Origin of the sequence: Sphingobium soli (assembly GCF_020782245.1) — a bacterium.
Classification (GTDB): domain Bacteria; phylum Pseudomonadota; class Alphaproteobacteria; order Sphingomonadales; family Sphingomonadaceae; genus Sphingobium; species Sphingobium soli.
Window position 1 is genome coordinate 37,334 of sequence record NZ_JAJGNP010000006.1, and the last position, 15,774, is coordinate 53,107.

Genomic DNA, 15,774 nt, shown 5'->3' on the forward strand with positions numbered 1-15,774 from the left:
TGGCGCCTGCGATGGCCTGGACCTGGCGCACTGGTGCGGGCGAAGGGACTCGAACCCCCACATCTTGCGATACCAGAACCTAAATCTGGCGCGTCTACCAGTTTCGCCACGCCCGCATCGGTCGCCGGTCGGCGCGGCATAGAGAAAAGCGCGGTCAGTGGCAAGGGATAGTGGATCAGCCGGCGGAACTGGCTGAACGCGCCATGCGTAACTGTCATGACAAACCCCCGTCAAGGAGAGGCCCATGGCCACCCAGCCCGACCCAAACCCCGCCGCCGTTCCGCCGCCCGACCGCATTCAACCGCAATCACCCGACGAAATGCCCGTGCCCGAACGGCCTGCCGAAACGCCGATGACCGAGCCGGACGAAATCACGCCTGTATCCCCCGATTATGACCAGCCCGATCGGGCACCGACCGAGCTGCCACCGCCGCCGGATTGATGCGCGGCGCATCAACTGTGCGCCATATGCCACAGCAGGATAATAAATTTACTCGGATTTGGAACTTTTGGGTCGATCGTTAAAAATAGGCTTCCGTTCGGGTGGACAGGCCCCTGCATCCATGATTGAACTATGACAGATAAAAGAAATCGGGAGAGGCGCGGCTGACAACGATCAGGGGGTCCATGTGCAACGGGTTCGCGCCAAACTGGAATGGTTCAAAACGGTCATATTACCGCAGGAGGTTGCGCTTCGCGGTCGGCTGCGGCGAATATTGCCGTCCACCCATGAATTGGAAGACATGGTCGCCGAGGTTCTGGCCCGCGCCTATGCCACTGAAAATTGGGAAAATGTGACGACGGGCCGGGCCTATCTGTTCACGATTGCCCGCAATCTGGTCATCGACACCGCCCGCCGCAACAAGGTGGTGAGTTTCGAGACGATCGCCGATCTGGAACTGCTGGGCGGCGAAAATAACATCGAGGCGCAGCTTCATGCCCGTGAAGCGCTGCGCCAGGTCGAGGTGATCGTCGAGTCGCTGCCGGCGCAATGCCGCCGCGTCTTCATCCTGCGACGCATTCACGAAAAATCGATGCTGGAAATAGCGGAGGAAATGTCCCTGTCCGTTTCAACAGTTGAAAAACATCTGGCCAAAGCAATCGCAATAGTTATGCGGGCCTGGGCGGAACGTGAGGAAACGGACTTCGAACGTGCAGGCGTCGGAACCAGGTTCAAGCTACGCGGGCAGGGACGCGATCGAGGCGGAAGCCGCGCGCCTGCTGGCCAGGCTTAACAGCGATCCCAGCCCGGACGATGAAGCAGAAATCTGCGCCTGGATCGAGGCCGATCCCCGTCATGCCGTAGCCTTTGCCCGGGCGGAAGCCGCCTGGGACGCATCGGAACGGCTGAAAAGCGCGGCCGCCGACATCACGCTGCCCCCGATGCAGCAAATCATCAGCGAAGCCGACCAGCGCCGCCTGTCGCGCAACATCATGGTCGCCGCCGGTGTCGCCATATTATTGTTCGTCGTCGCCGCGATCGTGACCGTGCGTACGTTCAGCGGCGTGGAGCGCTATGAAACCGGCGTGGGCCAGATGCGCGACATCGCGCTGGAAGATGGGTCCATCCTGCACCTCAACAGTGACAGCGAGGTCGAGGCCCGGTTCACCAGCAATGGCCGCAAGGTCCGGGTGATGAAGGGCGAGGTGTCGTTCGAGATCAGCCATGATCCCGCGCGCCCGTTCGATGTGGAAGCGCGCGCTGCGGTGATCCGCGCGGTCGGCACCGCGTTCAACGTCCGGTTGCGGCCGTCGCTGGTGGAACTGACCGTCACCCATGGGAAGGTGACCGTCCATTGCGGCGACAGCCCGTTGCAGCAGGTGGCGGCCGGCAGCGGGGCGGTGATCCAGCCGCGCAGCATTTCCCTCACCCGACTGGGTCCAAAGATCGTCGAGCAGCGCACCGCCTGGCGCGCGCAGATGGTGGAACTGGACGGCGAAACCGTCGAGCAGGCGGCGGATGAGTTCAACCGCTATCGCAAGGCCCCGATCCTGATCGGCGATACCCGCGTGTCGGCGCTGCGGATCGGCGGACGATTTCGCACCACCGACAGCCAGGAGTTTCTGTCCGCCCTGCAATTGAGCCTGCCGATCCGAGTGGTGGATGGCGAGGATGGATCAGTGATGCTGCTGTATCGCGACAATGCCGCGGATGGTGAGCCCCCTCCTCTCGCCTAGGCGCGCGGATTTGGAGCCCGGCGCCGCTTGCGGCGCGGATAGGGAGTCGAACGTCGCTTGCGCCTAGCGCAGCAGCATGTCGACCAGTTCGGGCACGAGCCGCGTGGCGGGGCCGAGTCGGGTTTCATCGAACAGGGCGCTGCCCGCCGACGGCTTCAGATTGAGTTCGATGGTGCGCGCGCCAACGGCGCGGGCGGTCTGCACGAAGCCGGCGGCAGGATAGACCGCGCCCGATGTCCCGATCGACACGAACAGGTCTGCGTTTTCAAGCGCGTCGTAGATCCGGTCCATCTGATAGGGCATTTCGCCGAAAAAGACGATGTCGGGACGCAGCCGTGGTTCGTTGCACTTGGCGCAGGTCGAAGCCGGCGGCAGAGCATCAGTCCAGGGCGCAGCCGCCCCGCAGGCGGCGCACAGGGCCGATTTCAGCTCTCCATGCATGTGGAGCAGCCGCGTCGCGCCGGCGCGCTCATGCAGATCGTCGACATTCTGGGTGACGATCAGCAACCCGCCCGGCCACTCCCGATCAAGACGGGCCAGCGCCTGATGGGCGGCATTAGGCGCGACCTGCGCCAATTTGGCCCGCCGTTCGTCATAGAAACGGTGAACCGTCGCCGGATCGCGCGCCAGCGCTTCGGGCGTGCAGACGTCTTCTACCCTATGCCCCTCCCATAGGCCGTCAGGCCCTCGGAACGTCGCAAGGCCGCTTTCGGCCGAAATGCCGGCGCCAGTCAGAATGACGATCGAGTCGGAGCGGTTCATCTGCATGACCAGGACCTTATGAGCGCTGGACGGACGCTTCCACCGTCAGGTCGATCGGACTCGCTAAAAAAAGCCTAGGCCACCGGCGCCAGCTTGCGCGCGCGGTCCCGCCATGTTTCCGCCAGGACCGGCATGTCCGCGAGGGCGCGCACGCCGGCAGGGTCCTTCTTGTGCCCGCCGCCGATCAGCAGCCGGAATACGCGATCGATGGTCCATTCGGGAAAGGGCCGGTCAAGCAGCGTCATTCGGGTCCCCGCCTCCGCCATCCCTTCCTGGATGACGCGCAAATAAATGCCGCACCGGCCGGTCTTGACGATCGTCGCCATGACGTCGCGGGCGCCGAAACGATGGTCAAGTTTCCAGCAGGGCTGGCGGCCATGGCTGATTTCTACAACGGCGCTGCCGAAGGTGAAGCGGTCGCCAAGGCAAACTTGCGATTCGGTGAGGCCCCGCGTCGCAATATTCTCGCCAAAGGCACCAGGGCTTTCAAGCAGCCTATGGCCAGGCAGACGATCCCGCCACCAGCCATAATGATCCTGCGCATAGAGGTGGATTGCTTTGTCCCAGCCACCATGATGGACACGGTCGGCAACCGCATCGCCTTCCAGTCCATCCCACCCGACGCGGACCGGCCCGGTCACGGGCCGTTTGGCGATGGCGCTATAGGCATCGTCCCGAAACGGCACGGGCGTCCCGACGAGGAGCGCATCGACAGTCATGAAATTCACGGTCATTCCGCCGGGATGCCATGATGGCAGGCAGGATGCCATGGCCGATCTGCGGCCACCGGCCCCGTCAGAGGAACTTGGCCAGCGCTCCTAGCTGGCGCTCAGTTCCGATCCGAGCTTGAGCACTTCCCCGCCATCGTCCACCTTGATCAGATAGGCGGGATTGTCCTTGCTGCCATTACGGCGGATTTTGGAGCCTTCGATCGTGCGTTCGACATGGCGATCGAACCGCTCTTCCACGCGCCCCCGGCCGACGCCCTGCCCCCAGTTCCACTTGACCCTTTTTCCTTTGCGGAAACTATCGGTCATAGGGGCATCCTCTCCTTTATGGGGCGCATGCCGCGCCGGCCGGTTCATCAACGTGCGAAAGCAAAATTCCCAAGGGCTTGCGCGGTTCCCTTGGGTTTTCATTTCTGTTCGGCTAAGGCGCTGCGATGGATGCTACCGGCCTTCGTGTCGCCCTGTTCAGCGGCAATTACAACTATGTGCGCGATGGCGCGAACCAGGCGCTCAACCGGTTCGTATCCTATTTGTTGCGCCAGGGAGCCGCCGTGCGCGTCTATTCGCCGACTGTGGACACGCCCGCGTTCGAGCCGGCCGGCGACCTGGTTAGCGCCCCCTCCTTCGCCGTGCCGGGGCGAAAGGAATATCGGGTCCCCTATCGCCTGTCCGGCGCGTTACGCCGCGATCTCAAACAGTTCGGCCCCAATCTGGTGCATGTGTCGAGCCCCGATCCGTTGGGACATCGTGCGGTCAGCTGGGCACGGGCACACGGCCTGCCCACGGTCGCGTCGGTGCATACGCGCTTCGAAACCTATCCACGCTATTATGGTCTGGCCTTTCTGGAGCCGCTGATCGAATCGATGCTGCGGCGCTTCTACCGGCGGTGCGACGCTATCGTCGCCCCGTCCGAATCCATGGCGCAACTGCTGCGCGATCAGCGGATGAGCTATGATGTGGGCATCTGGACACGCGGCATAGATCGCGAGATTTTCTGCCCGGCGCGGCGCGACATGGCGTGGCGGCGATCGCTGGGTATCGGCGACGACATGCCGGTGATCGGCTTCATCGGCCGGCTGGTGATGGAGAAGGGGCTGGACGTCTTTTCCGACACGGTCGATCAACTGGCGCAGCGGCAGGTGCCGCATAAAGTGCTGGTGGTGGGCGAAGGCCCGGCGCGCGAATGGTTTGAAAACAGATTGCCCGGCGCGGTCTTTACAGGCTTTCAAAAGGGCGCGGACCTGGGCCGCGCGGTGGCCAGCATGGACATGCTGTTCAATCCTTCGGTCACCGAAACCTTTGGTAATGTGACGCTGGAAGCGATGGCATGCGGCCTGCCAACGGTTGCCGCGCGCGCGACCGGCAGCGAGAGCCTGGTGACGGAAGGCGTGACCGGACGGTTGATCCGGCCTGGCGCCATCAGCGCATTCGCGGACGCCTTGCAATATTATTGCGTGGACACGGCCGCGCGCGCAGCGGCAGGCCAGGCGGCGCAGCAGCGGGCGGAGCGCAACGGATGGGATCAGGTCAATCAGGCGCTGGTCGATACCTATCTGCGCGTCATTCGCCAGCGCGCGCAGGGACTGGCTCCGCGTTCCAGCCCTGTTCCCTGATCGCCCGCCCGCCCCTATATCCCTGGCGATGGCCGACCTGTTCGCTTCCCCAGATGACGCCGCCGCCGGTGGCGCGCCCGATACCGCACCGCTCGCCGACCGGCTGCGCCCACGCACGCTGGGCGATGTCGTCGGGCAGGAGCATCTGACCGGGCCGGACGGCGCGATCGGCCGGATGGTCGCAGCGGGGCGATTATCCTCCATCATTTTCTGGGGCCCGCCGGGTACGGGCAAGACGACGATTTCGCGCTTGCTTGCCCATGCAGTTGGCATGCGGTTCGAACCGATATCCGCGGTGTTTTCGGGCGTCGCCGATCTGAAAAAGGTGTTCGCGGCGGCCAAGGATCATGCGCGCCACGGTGAAAAGACGCTGTTGTTCGTGGACGAGATTCACCGGTTCAATCGCGCGCAGCAGGACAGTTTCCTGCCCTTCGTCGAAAATGGCACGGTGACGCTGGTCGGGGCGACGACCGAAAATCCCAGTTTCGAACTGAACGCGGCGCTGCTGTCACGCGCGCAGGTGCTGATCCTGCGCCGGCTGGACGCCGCTGCACTGGAGCAATTGCTGGACCGCGCCGAAGGGCTGATGGAACGGCCCCTGCCGCTCGATCCGGCTGCGCGTGAGGCGTTGCTGGCGAGCGCGGACGGCGACGGGCGCTTCCTGCTGAACCAGGTCGAAACCCTCTACGCCATCGACATTCCAGAGCCGCTCGATCCGGCCGGGCTGTCCGCGCTGCTCCATCGCCGGGTCGCGGTCTATGACAAGGACCGGGAGGGCCATTATAATCTGATTTCCGCGCTCCATAAGTCGCTGCGCGGGTCCGATCCGCAGGCGGCGCTCTATTATCTGGCGCGGATGCTGACGGCGGGCGAGGAGCCGCTTTACGTGCTGCGCCGGCTGGTCCGGTTCGCGACGGAAGATATTGGCCTCGCCGACCCGCAGGCCGTGGTGCAATGCCTGGCCGCCAAGGATGCCTATGACTTTCTGGGCAGTCCCGAAGGCGAACTGGCCATCGTGCAGGCCTGTCTTTATTGCGCGACCGCGCCCAAATCCAACGCGGCCTATATGGCGATGAAGGCGTCGTTCCGTTCGGCGCGCGAGACCGGATCGCTGATGCCGCCAATGAATATCGTCAATGCGCCCACCAAGCTGATGAAGCAGGTGGGCTATGGTAAAAATTACCAATATGACCATGATGCGGCGGAAGGCTTTTCCGGCGCGAATTATTGGCCCGAAGAGATGGAGGCGCAGACTTTCTACGCCCCCACCGATCGCGGCTTCGAGGCGCGCGTGGCAGAACGCATGGCCTATTGGGACAGGCTGCGCGCGGAGCGCGGCACAGGGTGACACCCCGGTTCGAGCGATTTGCCGCTATCGACTGGTCTGGTGCGAAGGGCGCGCGCCACAAGGGGATAGCGGTAGCGCTTTGCGGCGCAGGCAACGCCGTTCCGCAGTTGATCACCGCGCCGGATGGCCTGTGGTCGCGGCAGGCGGTGGCGGATTGGGTGAGGGCGGAGGCGACGCGCGGCAACACGCTGTTCGGGTTCGATTTCAGCTTCGCCCCGCCCTTCGTTGAGCGAGGCGGCTATCTTCCCGGAGACGTGGTGCCCGATGATGGGCCGGCGTTCTGGGCCTATGTCGATGCGATCTGCAACGACACAGATCTGGGCGCGGCTAGCCTGTTGGAGATTACTCATCGCCGCCATTTTTATTTCGGCAAGGCGGATGGGGTGAAAGCAGCCTTCATGCATCATCGCATCTGCGAGGCGCGCTATAATGCAGGCGGAGGCGGCAAGCCGTCCACCGTCTATGATGCCATCGGCGCGGCACAGGTCGCGAAGGCGAGTTTCGCGGGCATGCGGATGCTGCACCATGTGCGGCGGCAGGTGCCGGTCTGGCCATTCGACCCCTGCCCCACCGCCGGCTCGCTGATCGTCGAAATTTATACCAGCATCGCCGCGCGCGCGGCCGGGCGGCCCAAAGGGCGGACGAAAATGCGCGATGCGAATGCGCTCGATTCGGCGCTGGCGGCGCTTGGGTCGAGGCCGCATGACGGGCCCATGCCGGATGACCATGGCGCGGACGCGATCGTCACCGCCGCCTGGATGCGCTGCACGGCGACGACCCCCGCGCTCTGGGCTCCGGCCATGCTGACGGACGAGATCGCGCGCACCGAAGGGTGGACCTTCGGGGTGGTGTGACACGGCTTCAGGAGAAATGGTGCCGGCTGAGGGGATCGAACCCCCGACCTTCGGTTTACAAAACCGCTGCACTACCGCTGTGCTAAGCCGGCTGGATGGCGAGTGCCCTAATGTCGGGCGGCATTGCGGTCAACGGCGAAATGCCGATGCATCGTCAGACGAACAGACGCGCTCTAGCTGCCAGGCGACCAACCGGGCGGCGCGAGGGTGAAGCCGGCAAATTCGAAGCCCGGCGTGACGGTGCAACTGACCAGCGTCCATCCGCCCTGCGGCCTTGCCGATTGCCAGTGATGCGCAGGGACCAGCATCTGGGGCATCTGGCCACCGATGATGTCGGCCCCCAGGATGGCTTCGGATGCCGGGCCGTCCGCAGACGCGATGGAGAGGATGAGTGGCGCGCCGGCGTGCCAGAACCAATGTTCGTCCGCATCGACCCGATGCCAGTGCGAGTGTTGATGCGCCTCCAGCAGGAACAGGATCGCGGTGCCGGCCGCCCGCCCGTCAGCAGCCGTCGCCGCGCGCCAAGTCTCACGATACCATCCGCCTTCCGGATGGGGCGACAGGTCAAGGGCCGCGATCAGCACCCTCCCATCCTGCTCATCGACGCTGCGCATCATTTCACCTCAAATTTTATGGCTGTGGAAACAAAGGCTTGGGCTGTTGCCGCAGGTTCATGCAACCTCAATCAATAAAAGGGGGTTCAAGCGTCAAATCACGCTAATGGAGGAGATACTCATGCGTAAAGCTCTTATGGCCCTCGCCGCCGTGTCGCTGGCGGTTCCGGTTTCGATGGCAGTCCCCACCGATGGCGCGCAAGCGCGCAAGCATCATCGCTACAAGGAATGGCGCGGTCGCGACGGACGCACCTATTGCCGCAAGTCGGACGGGACCACGGGCCTGATCATCGGCGGCGTCGGCGGTGCGCTGGTCGGCCGGGCGATCGACACGCGCGGTGATCGCGCCACCGGCACGATCCTGGGTGCTGCTGGTGGCGCGCTACTGGGCAAGGAAATCGACAGCAAGCGCCGCTGCCGCTGATCGGACTTGGCCCGCTTAGCTGAAGCAACACGAACGAAAAAAGGGACGACATCCAGTACGGATGCCGTCCCTTTTTTATCCGTGAAAGCGGGCGTCAGTTGGATGCGGCCCCGCGGGCTTCCTCGACGGGGAAGCTGACCGACTGGCCGTTCGACACGCCCGAAACCTTGCCATCCTTCACCGACAGGTTGAACGCGACCGAACCGGGGTAGCGACGGCCCGAAATCTTCTGGCCGGTTTTGGTATCCTTGACGTCATAGACGTAGGTATAGCCTTCATGCGTGAAGCGCTGCTTGGTAGCGTCTTCAGCCTGGGCAGCGGTGGCGGCGATGGCGCTGAGCGCGCCGGCAACAATCAACTTGGACAGCATTCGCATAGGGTTTCTCCTTGTGAATGCCGATCAAACACCTCTTGAACATATTATTATCTGCTTGCCGTCACACTATGTTGCAGCGCAGCAGGACGGCAATCGCAAAAAAGGGCATGCTGGTTGCAGTCGACGCAACCAGCCAAGACGAACGGCATCAATCCTTTGACATAGCGAGAATATGGTCGAATTGCGCCGGTGTCAGGGGGCTGACGGACAGGCGCGGCTGCCGGATGATCGCCATGTCCGACAGGGCATCCTGCGTCTTCATGGCCTTGAGTGTGACCGGATTGGCAAGCCTTTCCTTCGGTGCGACACAAACCGCGATCCATTTGCCCGAGGAATCGGTGCTGTCAGGCGCGGCTTCCTCCACGATGGTCATGATGCCGACCGCCGCGAGGCCGATATTGCTGTGGTAGAAGAGGGCCAGATCACCCTTGCGCATCGCGCGCATATGACCCTGCGCGGCATGGTTGCGCACACCGTCCCACTCCGCCTGGCCCTTCGCGACCAGGTCATCGTAGGAGAAGACATCGGGTTCGGATTTCATGAGCCAATAGTGCATTTTGCCTTCTTGCAACAGCGGCCCGGGACGATCAAGGATGCGGCCATACACGGCCCTGCCCCCTTGGCGGAACAGGGTCATTCAAGAATGTGGAGATAGCAAGGTGTCGCAAACGGTGCTGGATCAGGTGCCTGTCCTGTCCATGGCGGAGATGTCCAAGGCGGAATTCGCCCAGGCCTTTGGCCAATCCTTTCAGCAGTTCGGATTCGCGATGGTGCGCGATCATGGCATGGACCCCGGCCTGATCGACGAAGGCTGGGCCATGGCACGGCGCTTTTTCAATCTGCCTGAAGACGCAAAGCGGCGCTACGACGCGAAATATAATGGCGGGCAGCGCGGATACACCGCATTCGGGACAGAAATCGCCAAGGGCGCAAGCGAGAATGACCTGAAGGAATTCTGGCATGTGGGTCGCGATTTGCCAGAGGGCGACCCCCTGGCGCAAACGATGCCGCCCAATGTCTGGCCGGACGAGATGCCGGAGTTCAAGCCGGTATTTGCCAACCTGTATCGCGAGTTCGACCGGGTAGGCGCTGAGCTTCTGTCAGCTATCGCCCTTTATCTCGGCCTGCCCGAACGCTGGTTCGACGGTCCCATCTACAATGGCAATTCGATCCTGCGCCTGCTCCATTATCCTCCAGTGTCGCCGCAAGCGCCCGGCATTCGCGCGGGTGCGCATGAGGACATCAATCTCATCACGCTGCTGCTGGGCGCCGAGGAAGGCGGTCTGGAACTCAAGGATCGCAACGGCAACTGGTTGCCGGTCGTGCCGCCGCCGGGCGCTTTGGCGATCAACGTCGGCGATATGCTCCAGCGGTTGACCAACCATGTCCTGCCCTCGACCAGCCATCGCGTGGTCAATCCTCCGCCCGAAAGGCGGGGGCATTCGCGCTATTCCATGCCCTTTTTCCTGCATCTGCGCCCGGATTTCATGATCGACGCCCTGCCCCAGTGCGTGAGCGCCGACAATCCGCGTCGCGATCCGCCGATCAGCGCGCATGACTATCTGACCGAGCGGTTGATCGAGATCGGGTTGATCAAGAAGGGGTAGCGAAGTCCCGCCGTCGAGGCGGCGGGACGGTTTCACCCTGCGTTGCGAGAACGGCCCCCTGCCCCCAAAAAGGCGATAATCGGGGCTGTTTTCCGCGCGCGCTATTTCCGCCCGCGGCCCAGCGTAATGCCGATTTCCTCGCCGCGCTCGCTCAGCGCGAGCTTGACGATCTTCACTTCGACATGGCTGACCTTGTCGTCCTGAAGGAAGATGGTGTCGATGATATGGTCGGCCACCGCCTCTATCAATGTGAAATGCACGCCTTCGGGAAGCGCGGTCGATGCCGCATGTTTGAGGTCCATATAGTTTTTCGACTGACCGAGCGGCGTTTCCGGCTCGTAATGATCAGCGATTCGCAAGCGGGCGCGAATGGATATGCGCAGCGGCTGGGGAAGATGCGTCTCCTCCGAATAAATGCCGGTGAGCACGTCGACATGGAGATTATTGACCTCCAGCGTCAGAAAATCGTCAAAACCCGTATGCATAGCCTGCCAACCATCGCCCACAGCCTGACCCCAGACAGGGACTATTTTTCTTTCCTTTTGCGAGGCGGGCGCTAAAGCCCCCGCTTCCGGCGCTGCCCCATGCGCCATTGATCGCGGATCGGCAAGGCGTGTCTGACATTATCCCTTTGGACACTGTTGCATCTGACGCCATCGAGGCTTTGCTGGACGCCGCTTTCGGGCCCGATCGCCACGGCCGCACCGCCTATCGTATCCGGGAAGGCATGGCGATCATTCCGGCCCTGTCGGTGGCCATTGCCGGTCGCGGCGACGCGTTGATCGGCACGCTGCAAAGCTGGCCTGTCGCCCTGACGCAGGCGGATGGCCGGCAGATACCGCTCATCATGATCGGGCCGGTCGCGGTGGCTCCTGCGCATCAACAGGACGGCCATGGCCGGGCGATGATGGATGCCGTCATCGGCAAGGCACGCGCGCTCCGCACCGAACCGTTGATGATGATCGGCGATCCGGAATATTATGGCCGTTTCTGGGGCTTTACAGCCGATGGCACGGGCGGATGGGATGCGCCCGGTCCGTTCGAGAAGCGCCGTCTGCTCGCCCTGTCGCTCGATGGCCGACCGGTGGGCGGCGAAGGCATGCTGACCCCCCGGATCACGATTTCGGCCTGATTCCCCCTTTGCCTTCGGCGGCTTGGGCTCCTATCTCGAAGCCATGCCGATGGACCCCTTGCCCGATCTCGCCACCTTGTCGCTGCCCGACATTGCCCGGTTGCTCGCTGAAAAGAAGCTGCCGCCGGTCGAGCAGTGGAATCCCGACCATTGCGGCGACAGCGAAATGCGGATCGCCCGGGACGGCACCTGGTATCACCAGGGATCGCCGATCGGGCGAGAGGCGATGGTGCGGCTATTTTCGACCATCTTGCGGCGGGAGAGCGATGGCACCCATGTGCTGGTGACGCCGGTCGAGAAACTGGACATCGAGGTTGAGGACGCGCCCTTTGTTGCCGTCGAGCTCAAGAGCGAAGGCGAAGGCCGGGATCGCGCGCTCGCCTTCCGGCTCAACACCGGGGACCTGGTAGCTGCCGGGCCGGACAATGCGCTGGCCTTGCGCGATACCCATGACGGCCCGCGCCCTTATCTGCACGTGCGTGGCGGGTTGGAAGCGCTGATTTCCCGCAGCGTCTATTATGAGCTGATGAACCTGGCGCTGGAGGAAAGCGGGGAGCCCGTCGGCGTGTGGAGCCATGGCACCTTCTTCCCGCTGGACAACGCCCGATGACGCTGGCGCTGCGGCTGCGCGCCGCGCTGCAAGAAGGGCATAGCCTGGGCGACACGCTGCCGCTGTCGGACGTGCGCGATCCACGGATCCAGGGCGACATCCTGCTGGCACCGGCGGCTGTGCTGGTTGCGATCACCGATCGGCCCGAGCCGGGGCTGATCCTGACCGAACGATCGACCGCGTTGCGCAAACATGCCGGGCAGGTCGCCTTCCCCGGCGGCCGCGTCGATCCTTCCGATGCCGACGAAATCGCCGGCGCGCTGCGCGAGGCGCAGGAGGAAATCGCGCTAGCGCCAGACCAGGTCGAGGTGGTCGGGATATCCGATCGCTACCAGACCTTCACCGGTTTCGACATCGTGCCCGTGCTGGGCGTGATTCCGCCCGACCTGCCGCTCCGCGCGCAGGAAAGTGAAGTGGCTGCCTGGTTCGAGGTACCGCTCGCCTTCGCGCTCGACCCTGCCAACCGCATCCGTCGCGAGGTCGAATATGCCGGTGCGATGCGCCCTTATTATGAGATATTCTGGGAAGGTCGCCGCATATGGGGCATCACCGCCGCCATTCTCGCCAATCTGTCCCGCAGGCTCGGCCATGACCGTCTCGCTGCCTGATGCGCCCTGGCGTCATCGCGGGGGCCTTTCCGCATTGCTATCTGCCCTTGGGGCCGCCGAAGGCACGGCGCGCTATGTCGGCGGCGCGGTGCGGGACGGACTGCTGGGCCTGCCGGTCAATGACCTGGACATCGCCACGTCGCTGCCACCGGTAACGGTCATGGAACGCCTCCAGGGGGCAGGGATCAAGACGGTGCCGACCGGGATCGAGCATGGCACGGTGACGGCCGTGCTGGCCGATGGGCCGGTAGAGATCACGACCCTGCGCCGCGACGTCAGCACCGACGGCCGGCGCGCAACCATCGCCTATACCGACGACTGGCGCGAGGACGCGGCCCGGCGGGACTTTACGATCAACGCGCTCTATGCTGACCCGCTGACCGGCGCGATCAGCGATTATTTCGGCGGGATCGCGGATTTGAAAGCCCGGCGACTCCGTTTCATTGGCGAGGCGGACGCGCGCATCGCCGAAGATCATTTGCGCATCCTGCGCTATTTCCGCTTCCTGGCGCGCTATGGCGACAATGATGTGGACAATAGCGCCTATGCCGCCTGCGTTGCCGCCGCAAACAGCCTGATGGCGCTGTCGCGCGAGCGGATTGCGGACGAATTGCTCAAGCTGATGGCCGTCGCAGCGCCCGGCCAGGCGCTGCGCCTGATGATCGAGGGCGGCATATTGCGCCCGGTGCTGCCGGAGGTGGCGATTGACGGCGTCGATCGGGTGGAGGCGCTGATCGAAAGAGAGGCGCAGGCGGCGCTACCGCCATCGCCCGTGCGGCGGCTTGCGGCCCTTTTGCCGCCCGACGCTGCTGTGGCCGATCAGGTCGGCGCACGGCTGAAATTGTCGAACAAGGCGCGCAAACGCCTGGTGCTTGCACTCGGGCAGGACGGCGTAGGCGAGCGGCCACGGGCGCTGGCGTTTCGGATCGGCACCGAAGCCGCGATCGACCGCCTGCTGCTGGACAGCGCCCGGCCCATCGACATGCTCGACCAGGTGATTGGCTGGACGCCGCCCAAGCTGCCGATCAGCGGAGGCACGTTGATCAGTCGAGGCCTGACGCCGGGGCCGGATGTGGCGAAGGCGCTGCGCCAGGTCGAACAGATATGGGTGGAGGAAGACTTTCCCGACGACGGCCGTGTCGATCAGATCGCCGATCAGATCGTTTCGAAATTCCAGCGCGCGCGCCAATAGTCGAAGGCGTCGGCTTCGTTCATCGGGCGTGCGAAATAATAGCCCTGCCCCTGCCAGCAACCCAGATTCTGGAGTTGCAGCGCAAGAGCCTGGGTTTCGATCCCTTCCGCCGTCACCTTGAGGTTCAGCGACTCCGCGAGCGAGAGGATGGTGCGGACGATCACCATCTTGTCGTGATCCTCCAGCATGGAGGACACGAAGCTGCGATCGATCTTGAGAATGTCAATCGGGAGGCTGTGCAGGCTTGCAAGGTTGGAAAAACCCGTCCCGAAATCGTCCATGGCGATGGACATATCGAGATCCTTGAGCGCAACCAGCCATTTGCGCGCCTTATCGGGATCGGCAACGATCGCGCTTTCGGTCAGTTCGGCGGTCATGCGGCGGCCGTCTATTCCGGCATAGCGCAGCGCTTCTTCGAACATGCTTTCCACGTCGTCGCGCGCGATCTGGATGGCCGATACGTTGACATTGACGCTGACGGGCAGCGGCTGGCCATATTTCGCGTCCCACCGCGACAGGGCCTGTGCGGCTTCATAGGCGGCCCAGCGTCCAAGGGACGTGATCAGGCCGCTTTCTTCTGCAACCGCGATAAATTCGGTCGGCGGCACATTGCCAAGGTCCGGGTCGTTCCAGCGGGCCAGCGCTTCAAAACCGGTAATCTCGCCAGTTTGAAGGTGAATGAGCGGCTGATAGGCCAGCGACAATCCACCCTGTGACAAGGCGTCGCGCAGCCGGCTTTCGATCGAGAAGCGGCGTTGTGCTTCCTTGAGGACGCCGTTGCGATAAATTTCGACCTTGCCGGTTCGCTTGGCGATCTTGACCGCGGCCTGCGCCTTGCGGACGACGTCATCGGGATCATCGTCCAGGTTCAAAGACAATGCGCAGCCAATGGCGCAATCGACGCGAATTTGCAGGTCGCTCAGCCGGATGGGCGATCCCATGGCATCCTGAATTCTCTGAACAATGTGAAGAACATCTGACAAGCCATTGTTTAAACGGGCAAAGATCGCGAAATCATTGCCACCGATCCGCGCCAGCACGTCACCCTGGCGCAGGCTGGACTTCAGGCGCTTTGCCACGGTGATAAGCAATTCATCCCCGGCCATCGGTCCCAGCGATTCATTGACCCGGCTGAACCGGCTCAGGTCGATGGCAATGATGCCGAACTGCGCCGTGTCGGGCCAGACGCCATTCTTGAGCCGGTCGTCAATTTCTTCGCCAAAGCCCGTGCGATTGGGAAGCGCGGTGAGACCGTCTGCCAGCAGTTCCCGCCGCAAATTCTTTTCGATTGCCCGTTCATTGGTGTGGTCGGTCGCTGTGAACAGGAGCAGGTTTTGCGCCGGATCCGGGCTATGCAGCCGACCGATCGTGCACATATGATATTCCGGGCCGAGCTTTCCTTCACGCCGCGTTTCGAAAAAGGCGTTATCCTTGCCGGAAGCGATGAATTCGCGAATGCGTTCAGCCCAGGCGGAGTTGGGCAGTATATCTGCGGGACTGACCCGGCCCTGTTCAAGCGCGCGATTGAAGCGCGTGTTACCCGCGATCACGGAGAGGCCATCGTCATGATAGGCCACGATCGCCGCAGCCTGGGGCAGCGCCATCAGGAATTGGGCAGGGTCATCGATGGTGCAGACACAGGGGTCCGCGCCACCGCAGCTCGCTTTGCTACGGATCGTCTGAGCCAGGCGAGGACGCACGGACGCGGATTCCATGGGACCGGGCTAA

At 63.3% G+C, this 15,774-nt stretch carries 20 protein-coding genes and 2 tRNA genes; 12 read left to right on the top strand and 10 right to left on the bottom strand.

What is annotated here, in order from left to right; genetic code table 11:
• Positions 1-31: 31 nt before the first annotated feature.
• Positions 32-116 (bottom strand) — tRNA-Leu (locus LL253_RS09565).
• Between the two features lie 128 nt (positions 117-244).
• On the opposite strand from LL253_RS09565, the gene LL253_RS09570 reads away from it, so the two are divergent.
• The 3 genes from LL253_RS09570 (at position 245) to LL253_RS09580 (ending at position 2,178) form a co-directional block, all read left to right on the top strand.
• Complete coding sequence (locus LL253_RS09570; RefSeq protein ID WP_009821945.1) at positions 245-442, top strand: hypothetical protein; 198 nt, start codon at positions 245-247, stop codon at positions 440-442.
• A 187-nt stretch (positions 443-629) separates the two neighbouring features.
• Entirely contained in the window at positions 630-1,235 is a 606-nt protein-coding gene (locus tag LL253_RS09575) for a sigma-70 family RNA polymerase sigma factor (RefSeq protein ID WP_228227042.1), read from the top strand.
• Positions 1,153-2,178, top strand: a complete 1,026-nt coding sequence (locus LL253_RS09580; protein ID WP_228227043.1) for a FecR family protein — start codon at positions 1,153-1,155, stop codon at positions 2,176-2,178. Before LL253_RS09575 ends, LL253_RS09580 begins: the two co-directional genes overlap by 83 nt.
• Positions 2,179-2,241: 63 nt before the next feature.
• Here the strand turns inward: LL253_RS09580 and LL253_RS09585 are convergent, their stop codons facing one another.
• The 3 genes from LL253_RS09585 to LL253_RS09595 form a co-directional block, all read right to left on the bottom strand.
• Positions 2,242-2,946, bottom strand: coding sequence for an NAD-dependent deacylase (locus LL253_RS09585; RefSeq protein ID WP_407696089.1), 705 nt, complete (start codon positions 2,944-2,946; stop codon positions 2,242-2,244).
• A 68-nt stretch (positions 2,947-3,014) separates the two neighbouring features.
• Positions 3,015-3,674 (bottom strand): MOSC domain-containing protein, encoded by a 660-nt coding sequence (locus tag LL253_RS09590; protein WP_228227044.1) that lies wholly within the window; start codon positions 3,672-3,674, stop codon positions 3,015-3,017.
• A gap of 84 nt (positions 3,675-3,758) precedes the next feature.
• Positions 3,759-3,977: a hypervirulence associated TUDOR domain-containing protein gene (locus tag LL253_RS09595; protein ID WP_037542312.1), complete on the bottom strand. Its 219-nt coding sequence runs from the start codon at positions 3,975-3,977 to the stop codon at positions 3,759-3,761.
• A gap of 125 nt (positions 3,978-4,102) precedes the next feature.
• Between LL253_RS09595 and LL253_RS09600 the strand changes: the two genes are divergently transcribed.
• Genes LL253_RS09600 through LL253_RS09610 form a run of 3 tightly spaced genes read left to right on the top strand, consistent with a single transcriptional unit; the run spans position 4,103 to position 7,483 of the window.
• Entirely contained in the window at positions 4,103-5,281 is a 1,179-nt protein-coding gene (locus LL253_RS09600; RefSeq protein WP_009821951.1) for a glycosyltransferase family 4 protein, read from the top strand.
• Positions 5,282-5,309: 28 nt separating this feature from the next.
• A complete protein-coding gene (locus LL253_RS09605; protein ID WP_009821952.1) occupies positions 5,310-6,629 on the top strand; it encodes a replication-associated recombination protein A in 1,320 nt (439 codons plus the stop codon).
• Positions 6,626-7,483 (top strand): hypothetical protein, encoded by an 858-nt coding sequence (locus LL253_RS09610; RefSeq protein ID WP_228227045.1) that lies wholly within the window; start codon positions 6,626-6,628, stop codon positions 7,481-7,483. The genes LL253_RS09605 and LL253_RS09610 overlap by 4 nt, the downstream gene beginning before the upstream one ends.
• Before the next feature lie 17 nt (positions 7,484-7,500).
• Here the strand turns inward: LL253_RS09610 and LL253_RS09615 are convergent.
• Both LL253_RS09615 and LL253_RS09620 read right to left on the bottom strand, forming a co-directional pair.
• A tRNA-Thr gene (locus LL253_RS09615) sits at positions 7,501-7,575 on the bottom strand.
• Positions 7,576-7,656: 81 nt separating this feature from the next.
• Complete coding sequence (locus tag LL253_RS09620; protein ID WP_407696090.1) at positions 7,657-8,097, bottom strand: cupin domain-containing protein; 441 nt, start codon at positions 8,095-8,097, stop codon at positions 7,657-7,659.
• 121 nt (positions 8,098-8,218) lie between these two features.
• On the opposite strand from LL253_RS09620, the gene LL253_RS09625 reads away from it, so the two are divergent.
• On the top strand, positions 8,219-8,521 hold the full coding sequence (locus tag LL253_RS09625; protein ID WP_031297471.1) for a glycine zipper 2TM domain-containing protein: 303 nt from the start codon (positions 8,219-8,221) through the stop codon (positions 8,519-8,521).
• A 94-nt stretch (positions 8,522-8,615) separates the two neighbouring features.
• Here LL253_RS09625 and LL253_RS09630 read toward each other — a convergent pair whose 3' ends face one another.
• Positions 8,616-8,891 carry a hypothetical protein gene (locus LL253_RS09630; RefSeq protein ID WP_009821956.1) on the bottom strand — a complete coding sequence of 92 codons (276 nt, stop codon included), beginning with the start codon at positions 8,889-8,891 and terminating at the stop codon, positions 8,616-8,618.
• Positions 8,892-9,045: 154 nt separating this feature from the next.
• Positions 9,046-9,453, bottom strand: a complete 408-nt coding sequence (locus LL253_RS09635; RefSeq protein WP_228227047.1) for an EVE domain-containing protein — start codon at positions 9,451-9,453, stop codon at positions 9,046-9,048.
• 103 nt (positions 9,454-9,556) lie between these two features.
• Here LL253_RS09635 and LL253_RS09640 point away from each other — a divergent pair, with 103 nt between their 5' ends.
• Complete coding sequence (locus tag LL253_RS09640) at positions 9,557-10,504, top strand: isopenicillin N synthase family dioxygenase (protein WP_228227048.1); 948 nt, start codon at positions 9,557-9,559, stop codon at positions 10,502-10,504.
• Positions 10,505-10,605: 101 nt separating this feature from the next.
• Here the strand turns inward: LL253_RS09640 and LL253_RS09645 are convergent, their stop codons facing one another.
• Positions 10,606-10,989 (bottom strand): dihydroneopterin aldolase, encoded by a 384-nt coding sequence (locus LL253_RS09645; RefSeq protein ID WP_228227049.1) that lies wholly within the window; start codon positions 10,987-10,989, stop codon positions 10,606-10,608.
• A 128-nt stretch (positions 10,990-11,117) separates the two neighbouring features.
• On the opposite strand from LL253_RS09645, the gene LL253_RS09650 reads away from it, so the two are divergent.
• Genes LL253_RS09650 through LL253_RS09665 form a run of 4 tightly spaced genes read left to right on the top strand, consistent with a single transcriptional unit; the run spans position 11,118 to position 14,046 of the window.
• Entirely contained in the window at positions 11,118-11,636 is a 519-nt protein-coding gene (locus LL253_RS09650; RefSeq protein ID WP_228227050.1) for a GNAT family N-acetyltransferase, read from the top strand.
• 43 nt (positions 11,637-11,679) lie between these two features.
• A complete protein-coding gene (locus LL253_RS09655) occupies positions 11,680-12,246 on the top strand; it encodes a DUF1285 domain-containing protein (protein ID WP_228227051.1) in 567 nt (188 codons plus the stop codon).
• On the top strand, positions 12,243-12,854 hold the full coding sequence (locus tag LL253_RS09660) for a CoA pyrophosphatase (RefSeq protein WP_228227052.1): 612 nt from the start codon (positions 12,243-12,245) through the stop codon (positions 12,852-12,854). Before LL253_RS09655 ends, LL253_RS09660 begins: the two co-directional genes overlap by 4 nt.
• On the top strand, positions 12,835-14,046 hold the full coding sequence (locus LL253_RS09665) for a CCA tRNA nucleotidyltransferase (protein WP_228227053.1): 1,212 nt from the start codon (positions 12,835-12,837) through the stop codon (positions 14,044-14,046). The genes LL253_RS09660 and LL253_RS09665 overlap by 20 nt, the downstream gene beginning before the upstream one ends.
• Here the strand turns inward: LL253_RS09665 and LL253_RS09670 are convergent.
• Positions 14,010-15,761 carry a putative bifunctional diguanylate cyclase/phosphodiesterase gene (locus LL253_RS09670; protein WP_407696091.1) on the bottom strand — a complete coding sequence of 584 codons (1,752 nt, stop codon included), beginning with the start codon at positions 15,759-15,761 and terminating at the stop codon, positions 14,010-14,012. The genes LL253_RS09665 and LL253_RS09670 overlap by 37 nt on opposite strands.
• Positions 15,762-15,774 lie beyond the last annotated feature (13 nt).

Bases quoted from the DNA above. Each gene is read 5' to 3' on its own strand.
- LL253_RS09620 (WP_407696090.1), bottom strand. From the start codon at position 8,097: ATGCGCAGCGTCGATGAGCAGGATGGGAGGGTGCTGATCGCGGCCCTT.
- LL253_RS09595 (WP_037542312.1), bottom strand. From the start codon at position 3,977: ATGACCGATAGTTTCCGCAAAGGAAAAAGGGTCAAGTGGAACTGGGGG.
- LL253_RS09590 (WP_228227044.1), bottom strand. From the start codon at position 3,674: ATGACCGTGAATTTCATGACTGTCGATGCGCTCCTCGTCGGGACGCCC.
- LL253_RS09635 (WP_228227047.1), bottom strand. From the start codon at position 9,453: ATGCACTATTGGCTCATGAAATCCGAACCCGATGTCTTCTCCTACGAT.
- LL253_RS09605 (WP_009821952.1), top strand. From the start codon at position 5,310: ATGGCCGACCTGTTCGCTTCCCCAGATGACGCCGCCGCCGGTGGCGCG.
- LL253_RS09670 (WP_407696091.1), bottom strand. From the start codon at position 15,761: ATGGAATCCGCGTCCGTGCGTCCTCGCCTGGCTCAGACGATCCGTAGC.
- LL253_RS09585 (WP_407696089.1), bottom strand. From the start codon at position 2,946: ATGCAGATGAACCGCTCCGACTCGATCGTCATTCTGACTGGCGCCGGC.
- LL253_RS09600 (WP_009821951.1), top strand. From the start codon at position 4,103: ATGGATGCTACCGGCCTTCGTGTCGCCCTGTTCAGCGGCAATTACAAC.
- LL253_RS09645 (WP_228227049.1), bottom strand. From the start codon at position 10,989: ATGCATACGGGTTTTGACGATTTTCTGACGCTGGAGGTCAATAATCTC.
- LL253_RS09570 (WP_009821945.1), top strand. From the start codon at position 245: ATGGCCACCCAGCCCGACCCAAACCCCGCCGCCGTTCCGCCGCCCGAC.
- LL253_RS09660 (WP_228227052.1), top strand. From the start codon at position 12,243: ATGACGCTGGCGCTGCGGCTGCGCGCCGCGCTGCAAGAAGGGCATAGC.
- LL253_RS09625 (WP_031297471.1), top strand. From the start codon at position 8,219: ATGCGTAAAGCTCTTATGGCCCTCGCCGCCGTGTCGCTGGCGGTTCCG.
- LL253_RS09665 (WP_228227053.1), top strand. From the start codon at position 12,835: ATGACCGTCTCGCTGCCTGATGCGCCCTGGCGTCATCGCGGGGGCCTT.
- LL253_RS09630 (WP_009821956.1), bottom strand. From the start codon at position 8,891: ATGCTGTCCAAGTTGATTGTTGCCGGCGCGCTCAGCGCCATCGCCGCC.
- LL253_RS09655 (WP_228227051.1), top strand. From the start codon at position 11,680: ATGCCGATGGACCCCTTGCCCGATCTCGCCACCTTGTCGCTGCCCGAC.